General features: G+C 59.3%; 10 protein-coding genes. 5 read left to right on the forward strand and 5 right to left on the reverse strand.

The features are described from left to right. Positions 1 to 5: 5 nt before the first annotated feature. On the reverse strand, positions 6 to 359 hold the full coding sequence (locus HUK72_RS13355) for a hypothetical protein (RefSeq protein ID WP_218035968.1): 354 nt from the start codon (positions 357 to 359) through the stop codon (positions 6 to 8). On the opposite strand from HUK72_RS13355, the gene HUK72_RS27000 reads away from it, so the two are divergent. Then, positions 358 to 543 (forward strand): hypothetical protein, encoded by a 186-nt coding sequence (locus tag HUK72_RS27000; RefSeq protein ID WP_218035969.1) that lies wholly within the window; start codon positions 358 to 360, stop codon positions 541 to 543. The two genes, HUK72_RS13355 and HUK72_RS27000, sit on opposite strands and share 2 nt — an antisense overlap. 351 nt (positions 544 to 894) lie before the next feature. Next, positions 895 to 2007, forward strand: a complete 1113-nt coding sequence (locus tag HUK72_RS13360; protein WP_255325715.1) for a polysaccharide biosynthesis/export family protein — start codon at positions 895 to 897, stop codon at positions 2005 to 2007. Positions 2008 to 2036: 29 nt separating this feature from the next. Here HUK72_RS13360 and rfbA read toward each other — a convergent pair whose 3' ends face one another. Genes rfbA through rfbC form a run of 3 tightly spaced genes read right to left on the reverse strand, consistent with a single transcriptional unit; the run spans position 2037 to position 4613 of the window. Then, a complete protein-coding gene (rfbA, locus tag HUK72_RS13365) occupies positions 2037 to 2897 on the reverse strand; it encodes a glucose-1-phosphate thymidylyltransferase RfbA (RefSeq protein WP_176597200.1) in 861 nt (286 codons plus the stop codon). Between the two features lie 53 nt (positions 2898 to 2950). Next, a complete protein-coding gene (gene rfbB, locus HUK72_RS13370; RefSeq protein ID WP_176597201.1) occupies positions 2951 to 4012 on the reverse strand; it encodes a dTDP-glucose 4,6-dehydratase in 1062 nt (353 codons plus the stop codon). A gap of 31 nt (positions 4013 to 4043) precedes the next feature. Next, positions 4044 to 4613: a dTDP-4-dehydrorhamnose 3,5-epimerase gene (rfbC, locus tag HUK72_RS13375; RefSeq protein ID WP_336952687.1), complete on the reverse strand. Its 570-nt coding sequence runs from the start codon at positions 4611 to 4613 to the stop codon at positions 4044 to 4046. Positions 4614 to 5073: 460 nt separating this feature from the next. Here rfbC and HUK72_RS27635 point away from each other — a divergent pair, with 460 nt between their 5' ends. Further along, positions 5074 to 5421, forward strand: coding sequence for a hypothetical protein (locus HUK72_RS27635; RefSeq protein ID WP_369805957.1), 348 nt, complete (start codon positions 5074 to 5076; stop codon positions 5419 to 5421). A gap of 59 nt (positions 5422 to 5480) precedes the next feature. On the opposite strand, the gene HUK72_RS13385 is transcribed toward HUK72_RS27635, so the two are convergent. Continuing rightward, the gene (locus tag HUK72_RS13385) at positions 5481 to 10820 is read right to left on the reverse strand and encodes an autotransporter domain-containing protein (RefSeq protein ID WP_176597203.1); all 5340 of its coding nucleotides are present in this window, start codon (positions 10818 to 10820) and stop codon (positions 5481 to 5483) included. A 696-nt stretch (positions 10821 to 11516) separates the two neighbouring features. Between HUK72_RS13385 and HUK72_RS13390 the strand changes: the two genes are divergently transcribed. After that, complete coding sequence (locus tag HUK72_RS13390; protein WP_176597204.1) at positions 11517 to 12050, forward strand: RNA polymerase sigma factor; 534 nt, start codon at positions 11517 to 11519, stop codon at positions 12048 to 12050. Between the two features lie 327 nt (positions 12051 to 12377). After that, the gene (locus HUK72_RS13395; RefSeq protein WP_255325816.1) at positions 12378 to 13046 is read left to right on the forward strand and encodes a FecR family protein; all 669 of its coding nucleotides are present in this window, start codon (positions 12378 to 12380) and stop codon (positions 13044 to 13046) included. Positions 13047 to 13158: the final 112 nt, after the last annotated feature.

Genomic DNA, 13158 nt, shown 5'->3' on the forward strand with positions numbered 1-13158 from the left:
CGTATCTATCGCCAGCAAAGGGTGTAGGAAGTCTTCCAGATCTGCAAGTCAAAGCGCGCTCGGTCCGTCACACAGGGCTTTGGCCGGATCGGAATGCGTTCCGAGCCATGCATGATTTGCGATACCGGCATCAATCGGAAGCCGATCACACCGCCGAGATGCAGGATACGAATATGATCGCGGGAAATGCCGCGCAAATCCATGACTGCCAGTGCCAGTGCCAGTGCCAGTGCATCGCCCAGAGCCAATTGCACGGTGGTCGATGTGATGTCGACCGTGCATGCCTCCCTGATCTGAAGCAGGACCTGGCGGACGTCCGCCAGGTCCATGCCCACGGCTACTGCAATGGAGGATGCCATGGCAGGCGATTATAAATTGTTCGTTCAGGGATCGGGCAAGAGAGTCGAGCGCGTGGGCTTCCAACTCGATGACTTCATGGTCATGGGCCATAATTTGTTCACTGGAATTATGGTCCAACTCAATCAGATGTTTTGCCAAGTACGCCTCTACAATAGTATTCCAGTATTTCTAGCATTCATCTAGTAATATTCAAAAAATATTACGTTGTGATTGATGTCATTAAAGCATGAAATCTGGATGTTCGTGCCGGACAGAATAACTCCGCGATGGATCGGTTTCAACAGCTTTTGTGTCAACGCTTCTTCTCGACATAGCGCGAGACAAGAGGGGTGGAAGCGGAATTTGGGGAACCGGGGTAGAATTCGGCGAGGGGTTCTTCAGCGGGATGGAAAGTGGCATGAGAGTGGGCTAAGGCTAGCGCGAATATAGTCCCGGAGTATGATGTTGATCTCCTTTTTCCTTGGCGCTGCCCGGTCGCGGGCGCTGCGCGGTGCGTGTCTCTCGGCCATGTTGGTATCGCTCGGTGGCTGCGGAATGATGCCAGCGGTCGGACCGTCGTCGCGAACCATTGTACGGGCGGAAGGTCATACTGTCGCTAACGCTGACATAAAGGTCATCGACGTCACCGACGGCGTTGCGCGCCAGATGGTTGCCGGCAGCCGGGCCGCGCTTTTCTCGGAAGTGCTGGGTCAGGGTGCACCGGACAGCACGGTGGTGGGGCGAGGGGATATTCTCGACATCGTGATTTGGGAGGCTCCCCCGGCGGCGCTGTTCGGCGGAACCATCGGCGGCGCGACAGAGGTCAATCCCGCCAATAGTCAGGTGGCGAAAAGTACGAATATGCCGGAGCAGATGGTCGGTACAGACGGCCGCGTGACCGTTCCCTTTGCAGGATCGGTTCTGGCGGCTGGCCGGACGCCGCAGGACATTGCGCGGGATATTGTCGGGCGCCTTTCCGGGAAAGCCCATGATCCGCAGGTCATTGTCCGCCTTGTCCGTAACGCGACCCGCGAAGTGACGGTCGTGGGCGACGTGGTGACCAATACCCGGTTGCCCCTTACGGCGAAGGGCGAGCGCGTCCTCGACGCTTTGGCGGGCGCGGGTGGCGCCAAGCAACCCGTCGGCAAGATGACCATACAGGTGAGCCGCGGCACGCGCACAACGTCTCTGGCCCTTTCGACGATTATCGCCGATCCCGCCCAGAACGTGTATCTGCAACCTGGCGATGTCGTGACGGCACTCTATCAGCCGTTCAGCTTCACTGCACTTGGAGCGATGGGCGGCAACGGCGAAATTCCGTTTGAGGGTAATGGTATCACCCTGGCTCAGGCTCTTGGCCGGGTGGGAGGATTGCGCGACGACCGGGCGGATGTGCGCGGCGTTTTCATTTTCCGGCTTGAAACGCCGGCGGCGCTCGATCCTGCCATGGCAGCAGGCGCGCGCATGACCCCGGATGGCAAGGTGCCGGTCATCTATCGCATCGACATGAAGGACCCGGCGACCTTCTTCATCGCGCAGAGCCTGCCCATTCGCGACAAGGACGTGCTGTACGTTTCCAACGCGCCGATCGCGGACCTTCAGAAATTCGTGAATATCCTGTCGTCACTGATCTTCCCGGCTATCACGATCCAGAATGCAAACCTATAGGGTGAAGTGTTAGGAGCTTGCCTGATGGTTCAGGCAAGTCCTCTCAGATACGCGCCATAGGCCGACTTGCCCAAGTCTGCGGCCAGACGCTGTAGTTGGGTATCGTCGATGAAGCCCATTCGCCACGCAATTTCTTCCGGGCTGGCGATCTTGAAGCCCTGGCGCTTTTCAAGGACACGCACGAATTCCGCCGCTTCGATCAGGCTGTCCGGTGTTCCGGTGTCCAGCCAGGCGTAACCGCGCCCCATGACCTCGACCGACAACTCGCCACGTTCGAGATAGGCGCGGTTTATGTCGGTGATTTCCAGTTCGCCTCGCGGCGATGGCTTCAGATCCGCGGCTATATCGACGACTTGCTCATCGTAGAAATACAGACCCGTCACCGCCCAGTTCGATCTGGGGTTTGCCGGTTTCTCGTCAATCGACAAAGCCCGTGCCTGTTCGTCGAACTCGACCACGCCATAACGTTCGGGGTCGGTGACATGATAGGCAAAGACGGTCGCGCCATTCGTCTTGGTCAAAGCCTTGCCGAACATCTCGTTCATGCCGTGACCGTAGAAGATGTTGTCACCCAGAATGAGCGCCGATGGTCCGCCCCGCACGAAGTCCGCGCCGATGATATAGGCTTGGGCGAGACCATCGGGGCTTGGCTGCTCGGCATATTGGATGTCCAGACCCCATTGACTGCCATCGCCCAGTAAGGCCCGAAACGCTGGAATGTCGCGGGGGGTGGAGATCAGCAATATCTCCTTGATCCCTGCCAGCATCAGAGTGGACAGTGGATAGTAGATCATCGGCTTGTCGTAGACAGGCATGAGTTGCTTGGAGGTCACCAGTGTCATCGGATGCAGCCGGCTTCCTGTGCCGCCTGCCAGAATGATCCCCTTCATGTTTCAGTCCATACTCTCTGATTAAGGTTAGTTCAGGCCAGGGTGGTCGACTGTCAGCCGACCTTTTCGAGGCCCAGCCGCTCCGTGGTGTAGCGTTGGTCCAAGATGTCCTGCCACCATGACCTGTTGTCGAGATACCAACGGGTCGTGGCCTCTATGCCCTGCTCAAAGGTGACGGACGGTTGCCAGCCGAGTTGATCACGTATCTTGCTCGCGTTTATCGCATAACGTTGGTCATGACCCGGCCGGTCCGCGACGAAATGAATTTGCTCACTATAGGAACGGCCATCGTCGCGGGGGAGGAGGCGGTCCATGATGGCGCAAATGCTGTTCACGACATCGATGTTGCGCCGTTCGGAATTGCCGCCGACATTATAGGTCTCGCCCGGCTTGCCCCGTTCGAAGACCGTTCGCAAGGCACGGGCGTGATCCTCCACGAACAGCCAGTCCCGTACATTGCTGCCATTGCCATAGACCGGGAGTTGCGCGCCCGTCAGCGCACGGATGATAATGAGCGGAATCAGCTTTTCGGGGAAATGATAGGGGCCGTAATTGTTCGAGCAATTGGTTATCAGGACGGGTAAATCATAGGTATGGCCCCACGCCCGGACGAGATGATCCGATGCCGCCTTTGACGAGGAATAGGGCGAGCGTGGATCATAGGCCGTCGTCTCGGTAAAATAGCCCGTCTCGCCCAGAGATCCGAACACCTCGTCGGTCGAGATATGATGGAAGCGGAATGCGGCCTGCGCGGTGCTATCCAGGCTGCGGAAATAGCCTAGCGTCTGCTGGAGCATCGTATAGGTGCCGACGATATTGGTCTGAATGAACTCGCCCGGGCCGTCGATGGAGCGATCGACATGGCTTTCCGCAGCGAGGTGAGCAATCACCTGAGGCTGGAATTCTGTCAGCAGACGTGTCAGGAGCGGCGCATCGCAGATATCACCCTGCACGAAACGGTAACGGGGATCTGCGGCAACGGGAGCAAGCGACGATAGCACGCCCGCATAGGTGAGCTTGTCGAGGTTCAGTATCTCATGGTCGCTATCCGCGATTAGATGGCGGATGAGCGCCGAGCCGATGAAACCGGCTCCCCCGGTGACCAATATGCGCATTATGACCCCTCGTATTGGGCGTGAATCCAGTTCACCGCTCGATAGAAGCGAGCGGCTCACCTGTATATTGGAAAGGGCTATCGAATTCGGCCAGAGTCGGGAGCGTCTCGTCCTTGGCCGACAGGACCGGGCCGGAGGCCGGCAAAGGCCAGTGGATATTGATGTCTGGGCAATTCCACCGCACGCCGCCGTCGCAATCTGGCGCGTAATAGTCCGAAACCTTGTAGATGACCTCCGTATCGGGATCGAGGGTCACGAAAGCGTGCCCGAAACCGACCGGTATAAAAAGCTGGTGGCCGTTTTCCGCGCTGAGTTCGGCGGAAACATGCTGGCCATAGGTTGGCGAGCCAGCGCGCAGATCGACTGCATAGTCGAGTATCCGGCCGCGGATGCACCGAACCAGCTTGGCCTGCGCGTGCGGTGGCTTCTGGAAATGAATGCCTCTTATGGTCCCCGTGGGTGCGGAATAGCTATGGTTGTCCTGCACCAGCCGGACATCGACCCCGGCCTCCGCCCAGCGCGTGTCGACATAGGTCTCAGAAAACCAGCCCCTGTCATCGGAAAAGCGGCGAGGTTTGATCAGCTTGATAGGATTTGTCACGGTCCGCGCCATAGTGAAGATTCCGAACTGCTAGCCGCAGCAAGAGAGATTGCAAAGGGCTATTCGGATTTCGCTGCAATAAGCCGATGGCGCTGGGCGCGATGGACGAGATCGTGATCCTGCCGTGATGCAATGGAGAGCGGCGCTACGCCGATCAGGCGAGCGCCGCTCCCGAATCACAGCACATATTTACTCAGGTCATTATTCCGCGCGATGCTCGCCAGCTTCTTGTCCACATATGTCCCTGGGCCGGAATCGGCTACGCGACTTCGATGGACAGGGAAGCGCCCAACGTGGACAGGCCCTTGCTCATCCTCGAGCTGGATGAAATGCTGATGCATGCATGGGAGTAAGCGCTCGACCGGGCCGCAGATTTTTAGGTTTTCGGTTACCATGTCTAGTGGCGGCCATATCTTGCCGATTTCCTCAAGAGCGTTCGGGCTGATTTTGATCTGGCCGTTTGGTCTTCCGCTTCCGAGACTATGCCGCTGCCGCGGTCAGCCATCTTTTCGGCGTCGACTTTCCGCTTCGTTTCGTATGGGGGCGGATCCGCGCGACGTTGATGCGGCTCATGCGGGACGAATATGGCTATTCCTACGATCCCTGGGATCATCGCCGTTCTCAAGAAGATGAAGCGGATCGGATGGCGTCGGGAGCTGATGCTGAGCGCGTGGTGCAGATCATCTTCGAGGAATTCGGGGACGCCAACAATCTTGCGACCGGCAAGCGTAAGGCGGGCCGCATCCACAAGATCATCCTCTATGGCAGCTACGCGCTGCGGCTGGGTGGACGAGCCCCACACCGCTAGCCGCATCTTACACCGGCTTCTGCGCGGGGACCGTCCAACCCACCACGTCACGTCCTCCACTAGAAGGTGAGCCTCAATCCAGCCATTGCGCTTTGACCACTGGCTTTGGCACCGAATTCCGTTCGGCCGCTCAGGCTCAATGTTAGATGGTCAAGAACATCCAGAGCGGCGCCACCGCTGACTGTCGCCAACGTTCTATCGCGGCTTGCACCTGTCACCGTGAATGTCTCGCTATTGCCCATGAACGCCCCGATGGCGGTACCAACCCGTCCGCTGAGCTGGTGGCGAATGCCTACGGAGAGCCAAGGCCGCACGCGCTTGACCGCATCAGCGCCGAGATAAAGGTCGCCGCTGATGAAATTTGCCTTGAGCGTTTTGCCGGTGACCTCGAGGAGGAAGGGCTCATTTCCAGCCTCGCTGAGGGCTGCCCGTCTGCTCTCTATATGCGTGAAGCCAATTTGCGGTTTCAGGGAAAGGCCGTCGCCAACCGGGAAGCGATAGGCCGCCGCGAAGTCTGTGGTCCATGTCCGTAGCTTGTAGCGCGAATTAGCATCCATCGCGTTCATGATGCTGCGCTTCGTATCCGTCTTGCTGTCATCATAGGTCATGGCAAGACTCAGATCGAAATTCCCACTTCTGGCTTTGACCATCGCGCCGGCCACGATGCCGTCCGCATCGTTCGAGGCGCCGATAGCTCTCATATTCTGCCGCGCATCAACATGCCCGACAAAGACACCAAAGCTCATATCTTGCGTGCCATAGCCGATGCCGCCAAACAGCCCGCTTGTCCTGACGTTCGCTGTTGAGACGCCGGTTAAGGAATAACCGGGCAAACGCCGCCAAGCACCGAAGGCTTGACCGAAGCCGAACCAATTGGAATTCTCCGCCGGAGCGGCAAATGCCGTAGACCGCAGTGCAACGCTGAGCGCCAGGCCATTTTCCACACCAGTCTGGAGCACGGAGGCGTAGGCTTCGGGATTAAGACGGGCAAAGAGTTGAGGATTGGCGGCTCCGTTGCCATCGATCATGGTGGGGGCGGCATCAAGCAGACCCGTGCTGGCGGTTCCTGCAACCAGCAGCCCGTTTACATAATCCACTGTCCTTGCGACTTGGGCATTGGCGCCCACCGGAAGCTGGAATTGTCCCAAAAGCTGGATGGCCGTATCGGTTTGGCGAATGAACCCGAGGACGCTCGTTGCCTTGTCGATAGTGGTGAATTGGCCACTGATACCATCCGAAGCCGTGATCAGATCATAGACGATCCCGGGCGTGAGCGGCCGCTCGCCCGTCAGTTGGAAGGTTGAACCGCTGCCGATGGCGAGCTTGCCGTTGATTACGACCGCATCGCTGACCGTCGGGGTCATCTCGAACATCGTGATAGAGCCAGCATTCAACGCGACATTGCCGTTGATCGTCATCGTGCCGGGCGATGCGCCTGGTGACAGGACCCCATTGACACTGATTGCGCCGTTCACGGTTCCTGCACTGCCGAAGGTGGCGCCGTTTGCCACGGTGACGCCGTTACTCGCGGAGATCGTGGAACCGGGGAGGCCGATCAGGCGACCGGCATTCACGTCGATATGATCGAAACTGATATTGCCCGCCAGGGTGCCGATGCCGCCTTCCAGCGTAAGCCGCTGGAACTGCTGATAAGGGCTAAGGTCTATGGCCTGTCTCGTACCGTCGTTATTATAATAGAGAGAGAGCTGATTGGCACCCGTACCGCCCGAAACGATCCCGCTGACCGACGATCCCTGATAGAAATCGAAACGATCGTCGCCATCGCCAAGATCGACGTCGCCGATGATGGTGCCGTGGTTGATGAGATGATCGGGGCCGGTGCTGCCGGTCACTGCAACCGGTCCCAGTGTCTGCAATGTCGAACCGGCCTGCAGTTCGAACTGCCCGTCCAGTTGCAGTGTGTCGATCTGCAATAGGCCTTGCGTCGCGATGGGGCCGGAACCGGTCACGCCGAAATGCTCGAATTCCACGAACTTCTCGAATGAGGTGGCATCCAGCGTACCGCCTGCGTCCATGTCGAGCAGAACCGTATCGTTCCCGCTTCCACCATAGATCGAGCCGTTGATCTGCGCGGAAAGCTTCTGGATGAAGCGTTCGTCGCCGCTGCTCAGGCGGACGTCGCCGTTGATCGTCCCCTCGTTTCGAGCCGTCGCATCTTCCAGGCCGAGATCGACCGACCCGTTGATCATACCCTTGTTGCTGAAGGAGTGAACGACCCCGGTGAAGCCGCCATCCAACCTGCCTTCATTGATGAAGGAGGATAGGACGCCGATGCCATCGGCCGCCATGCTTGCATCGTAAGTAGCCACCAGCAGGCCACCAATGATGGCCCTGTTGACGATCTGACCGTCTCCAGCGACCCGCAGGCCACGACCGCCATCGGCACCGGTCAGCGTCACCACGCTGTTTGGACCGATGGATTCAACCAGCTCTCCTTCAAAGCTGGTGGGAAGGGCGCCGCCGATCGTCGTGGATGCATTTGCGGTGTAAAAGCGGCCGAAAAGATCGAATCCGTCGCCCGCATCGATAGTGCCGCTCACCCCCGTCATGCCCTCTCGGGTGAGCAGGACATCCCACGTCGATCCGAAACGAAGGTCTCCGTTCAATGTGCCGCCATTGGCGACATAGGTGCTGCGGCTGCCGTACCAGCCATAGGGCGAACCGAGGACGACATCGCCTTCGATCGTCCCGGCATTGACGACCGACATCCCGGATTCGCCGGTGATAGCCATGGTCTGACCCCGGATCATACCCGAAGCCTGATTGACGATCGAGGTATAGCTCGAACTGATCGCGATATCCGCGCGGCTTTCGATCAGGCCGCTATTGTCAATCTTGGGAGCCGAAGAAAAGAAGCCGTAGCCGGCGATCGCCGTCCCATCGACGCTGATGGTTCCATTGTTCACAATCGACGATACGCCGATGATGGCGGAGGACGATCGGGCGTCGCTTTCCTGTCTGACGGTGCCGTTATTGATCAATCGGGTTGTGCCGGAAATGCCGGTCGCGCCGTCCAGCGCTATGCTTCCGCTGTTGGTGACCAGCTTGCCGCCCATGATCGCATAGGGCTGATACCAGTCCCCGGAACCTGTCACGCTGATCGTCCCCGCATTTTCGAAGGTGGCGGTTCCGGCATTCACCGCGGCCAGCCCATAAGCATAACCGTTGTTCGACGTCACGGAGATGTTCCCCTTGCTGGTGACGGTGAGTTCATTGCGCAGCATGCTGCCGTCCCCCACCAACTGGGCTGTCGTCACAGGAGCAAGGTCGAGCACGACATGGTCGGTTTGGCTGAGATCGGCGTTGATGGTCGCCTTGCCCTTGCCGCCGATAGACAGCGCGAGATCCTGAAATGCCGCTGATTGGAGGTCAAGCGTGTGACTGTCCGCAAGCTCGAAGCCAACCGCTTCGAAGCCGGTGGGAGCGATCAGTGTCGTTGTGACGTCGCTATTCACGCGATAGCGGATGGTGTCAAAGCCGGTACCGGCATCGATGGTCCCCGTCACGCCGGCCAAATTGCCTTGTCGGTTGAAATCCGTGATCAGATAGTCGTCGCCACCGCCCAGCAGCAGATTGCCGTTCACCGTTCCGCCATTATCGATGAAGATATCGTTGGCGCTGTCATAGCCGCCATTGCTGATCAGGCGCACATCGCCGTTGATGGTGCCCGCGTTGCGCACTACCGTCTGATAGGCATAGCCCGAAACGCCAATGGCGGCGGTCGTTCCCGTCACGATGCCACCTGCACGATTGTCGAACCGGGCATTATAGCCCAGATCGACGCCTAGGCCGGACGAAGCGCTGATCGTGCCGCTGTTGACGAAACTGGCGCTGTCGATGCGGACGCCGGCGGTCTTGCCTTCGATATTCCCGCTGTTCGACGAGTCGCTGCCTGCTGTCGTATAGCTGTTGATTACCGCGATGCCGCCATTGGAACGGATGGTGCCGGTGTTGGTGAGTGTGCCCGCCATGGAAACGGCCGTGCCGTCCGCCACGATCGTCCCCTTATTGGTAAAGCCGCTATTGCTGTTGCCATAAGATGTCGACAGCAGCAGGCCGGCGCCGCCGACGGAAGTGATGGTGCCGTTATTCTCGCCAAGGCCCAGATTGCTCAAGCTGATGGCATAGGTGCTTGCGTTCGCCATATTGGCGGTAAGATTGCCGTTGTTGATCAGGCCGATCGTCGAGGGATAGCCATAGATCCCCGTTACAAGAGATCCTTCGCTCGTGGCGTCGCGATTGATGACGAGGGTGCCTGTTCCGCCAAGGCCGACGCCATGATCCAGATTGAACCCGTCGTTCAGTTCGACCCGCGCATCATTGCCGAGCGTGAATTGGAACCGCTCGAAATTGAGCGGCATGTTCGCGCCGTTCAGCCTGGCGTTCTGGGTGAGGGTTAGAGCGACAGTGTCAATACCTGCGCCCCCATCGACCGTACCGCTTACATTGGCGAAGCGGCCAAGCGTCGGATCATAAGCGCCGCCATAGAAGAGGTCGTCGCCCCCGTCAAAGACGATGTCGCCTGAAACTGTGCCTTGAGAAGTGTCGATGGTCGACGTTTGGCTGCCCGAAATGCGGATGGAACCGACAATGTCCCCTCGATTGTCGAGATATAGCCCGCTCGACGCTTGGATGGCGCTGCCCGAGCCGTAATTTGCGATCAGCCCGGTATTGCTGATCGAGCTATATTGTAGCGAAAGCGTGGCGTTCCCGGATGTAGACCGGATCGTGCCCAGGTTCGTGATCGGGCCGTTGCCCATGTTCTGAATGGCCGATCCTGCGCCGCCGTCGATGATCCCATCGTTGATCAGGGACCCGACATTGCCGGAAATGCCCCCAATCACGCCCGTCGCGTAATTGCGCATATAATTTATGCTGGTGCCGGCCTGCAGCACAAGCGCCGGACCGGCGGTACCGGTCAGCGTGCCTGAATTGTCCAGCGTGAGCAGGATGCTTCCTTGGCTGTTGTCCGGCCGCTGGGCCAGCCTGATCGCGGAGCTTCCTGAAATGGTGGCGCCGGCATCGACCATGATCGAAGCGACAGCCCCGGGATAGATCCATCCCCATTGTCCATAGCTGGGGGAGGCCCCGGCATAGGGATCCAACATCCCCCAATAGGGCGCGGTATTCGTGACCAGCACGCCATTGACGCCATTGCCATCAACAGTGCCTGAAACGCGCAGCGAATTGATGCTGGCGAGAGTGATGCTCGCGCTGCCGCTGCCCGGCAGCACCAAGGCGCCAGATTGAACGAGGACATTGGTTGTGGTCATCACCGACAGGCCGTCGCTGTCGGTTCCGCTACAGATGGTCTGGGCAGCGGGGATCGTGGGATCCGGTGAGCAGGCTCCATAGGCGTTGGCGGAAACCGCACTCATCGCTACGATGCTGGAAGTCAGAAATGCACGATTACGCATGCGCCGATAGAGCGACATGATGCCCCACTTTATTGCCCCTGTTAATCAGGGACTTAGAGGCATCTGAGCTGCTGTCAATCAATGGTAAGAGCGGGACGCTTTATTTTCCAATTTGACGGCAATTCCTTCTGGTATGACTTGTTGATGGATTGGACGAGGCTTCCCGGCTGGGTTCGCCGAGTGGGCTGCTGACAGGCTAAAGATCGGCTTTACAGCCTTTCCTTTGACGCTGCGTTGTACGGGTAGGCCTATCCTGTTACGCTGTCCCCGGCGCCGCGAATGGACCGGACTTGAATGCCGGGAGGGGTGTGGCAGCGCTTGGGCGTGTCCGGCCAGTATCGGGCTTCTTGCATAGGAGGTTCCAACGCCCGCCCCTTCCTCGCGTCTGCCATCGGCAGCGTAAGGCACGCATGTCAAGTTGTGCTTGTCAGGCCTGTGCGAATAAGACAGTTTCTTCCTACCGCAGGGAGGCCTGCGGCAGGGGCGTGGAACCCCCTATGCAGAGAAAAGCGCTTCAGCGGGATAACCGTTGGAGCCTTTGTGGCTGTCATGGCCGCCTGGATCGTTGCGCCATTGCAGGCGCCACGCCGACGCCCGCGCATGGGTGTTCCACTTTACGCATTATCGCGCCCCTTTGTTCGCAAGGAGGTCGGCGCGATGGCGAAACCCGTCATCAAGATTGGAAGCGGTCGGGACAAGGGGGCGGAGGAGGAAGATTCGCTCCGCGCCTGGCACGCGTCCCATTCTTCCTGGCTGCATGCCTTCCTGCGGCGTTCGCTCCATATCCCGGCATCGGAAGCCGACGATATCGTGCAGGATACCTGGCTGCGGATCATCCGCACATCCCTTGCGGAGGTCGAGCACCCGCGTGCCTTCCTGTCCCGGATCGCGCTCAATCTCTTTCGCGACCGCCGCCGCCGCGATGTCGTGCGAAACGCGCATCACCATCTTGTTCTCGCGAGCGATCGGGATCGGGTCGACGCGCAGGCGCTGACGGAACAGGAAGCGCAAAGGGAATTGGAGCAGGCGATTCTGGATTTGCCCCAGAACATCCGTGATGTATTTGTGCTCAGCCGGTTCCGTCACATGACGAACAGGGAGATCGCGGCGCATCTGGGCATTTCCATCAAGACGGTGGAGTGGCGAATAGGCAAGGCGATCCAATTGTGCGCAAACAGGTTGCGGAGCTAGACGCGGCGGATGGACGACGAGGATATCGCGACAGAAAGGCGGCGTGCAGAAGCGGCGCAGTGGTTCGCGCGCTTGAAAACCCTGCCGGTCTCCGAGAACACGTTGAAGGAATTCTTCGCGTGGCGCCGGTTCAAGCCGAATGCGGAGGCCTTCGAGGAGGCGGAACGCTTCTGGACGGAAGCGGGGAAAGCGGGTGATCGCCCCTCGATCCTGAGGGCTGTCGAGGAAGCCGCCGCTCGCAGCCGCAGCCGGCGGCGCTTTCGGCCCGCGATCCTGATTCCAGCGATAGCCGTTCTTGCCGCGGCGGTAACGGCCGGCATCCACTATATGTCCCTGGCGGGTTCCACTTTCCAGACCGAACCCGGTGCCCAGCGAACGGTCGCGCTGGAGGATGGCTCGCGCCTTCGCCTCAATACCGACACGAGCTTGCGTGTGCGCTATGGTGCAGGCCAGCGGAAACTCGTTCTCGAAAGGGGCGAAGCCCTGTTCAACGTGGCGCACGACGCCGCACGCCCCTTTGTCGTGGCGGCGGGGGAGGTGAGGGTGACGGCGATCGGCACCCAGTTTGACGTGGCTCGCTGGGACGACCGGATTTCCGTCACCCTCGTCGAGGGCCGTGTCAGCATTGTCGCCCCGGACGGAAACGCATTTCAGCTAAAGCCCGGCGAGCAATGGCGCTGGCCCCCGCAGAGCCGGCAAGTCCAGACGGTCAGCGCCGCCAATGTCGTCGCCTGGACACAGGGCCGGATCGTTTTCGACAACAGGACGCTGGACGACGCGATCGCCGAGGTCAATCGCTATGGCGGCAAGCCGATCATATTGGACGCTCCGGCAATGGCTAGGAAACGCATCAGCGGTACATTCGAGGCGGGCGACAAGCAGAGCTTCGTCAAGGCGGTGACCGCTTTCCTGCCGTTGCGCGAAAGTGCGGCTGGCGGCCAGGACATCCGTCTCGTTGTCGACGAAGGGCGACAAGAAAAAATTTCGCTGCCTTAGGGTAGGCCGCCAGTTGCCGCGTCTCATTCCCGAACGCGCTTGAATGCCGATACCGAAAAGCTTGTCGGATCAGCATTTTAAGCCAAAAAAGGGGAATGACGATGGCGATGGG

The sequence above is a fragment of the Sphingobium sp. 15-1 genome (genome assembly GCF_013375535.1).
GTDB lineage: Bacteria > Pseudomonadota > Alphaproteobacteria > Sphingomonadales > Sphingomonadaceae > Sphingobium > Sphingobium aromaticivastans.

Coding starts and splice junctions, on each gene's coding strand:
- HUK72_RS13355 (WP_218035968.1), bottom strand. CDS start 359: ATGGCATCCTCCATTGCAGTAGCCGTGGGCATGGACCTGGCGGACGTC.
- HUK72_RS13395 (WP_255325816.1), top strand. CDS start 12,378: ATGTCCCTGGCGGGTTCCACTTTCCAGACCGAACCCGGTGCCCAGCGA.
- HUK72_RS13390 (WP_176597204.1), top strand. CDS start 11,517: ATGGCGAAACCCGTCATCAAGATTGGAAGCGGTCGGGACAAGGGGGCG.
- HUK72_RS13360 (WP_255325715.1), top strand. CDS start 895: ATGATGCCAGCGGTCGGACCGTCGTCGCGAACCATTGTACGGGCGGAA.
- rfbB (WP_176597201.1), bottom strand. CDS start 4,012: ATGCGCATATTGGTCACCGGGGGAGCCGGTTTCATCGGCTCGGCGCTC.
- HUK72_RS27000 (WP_218035969.1), top strand. CDS start 358: ATGGCAGGCGATTATAAATTGTTCGTTCAGGGATCGGGCAAGAGAGTC.
- rfbA (WP_176597200.1), bottom strand. CDS start 2,897: ATGAAGGGGATCATTCTGGCAGGCGGCACAGGAAGCCGGCTGCATCCG.
- HUK72_RS13385 (WP_176597203.1), bottom strand. CDS start 10,820: ATGAGTGCGGTTTCCGCCAACGCCTATGGAGCCTGCTCACCGGATCCC.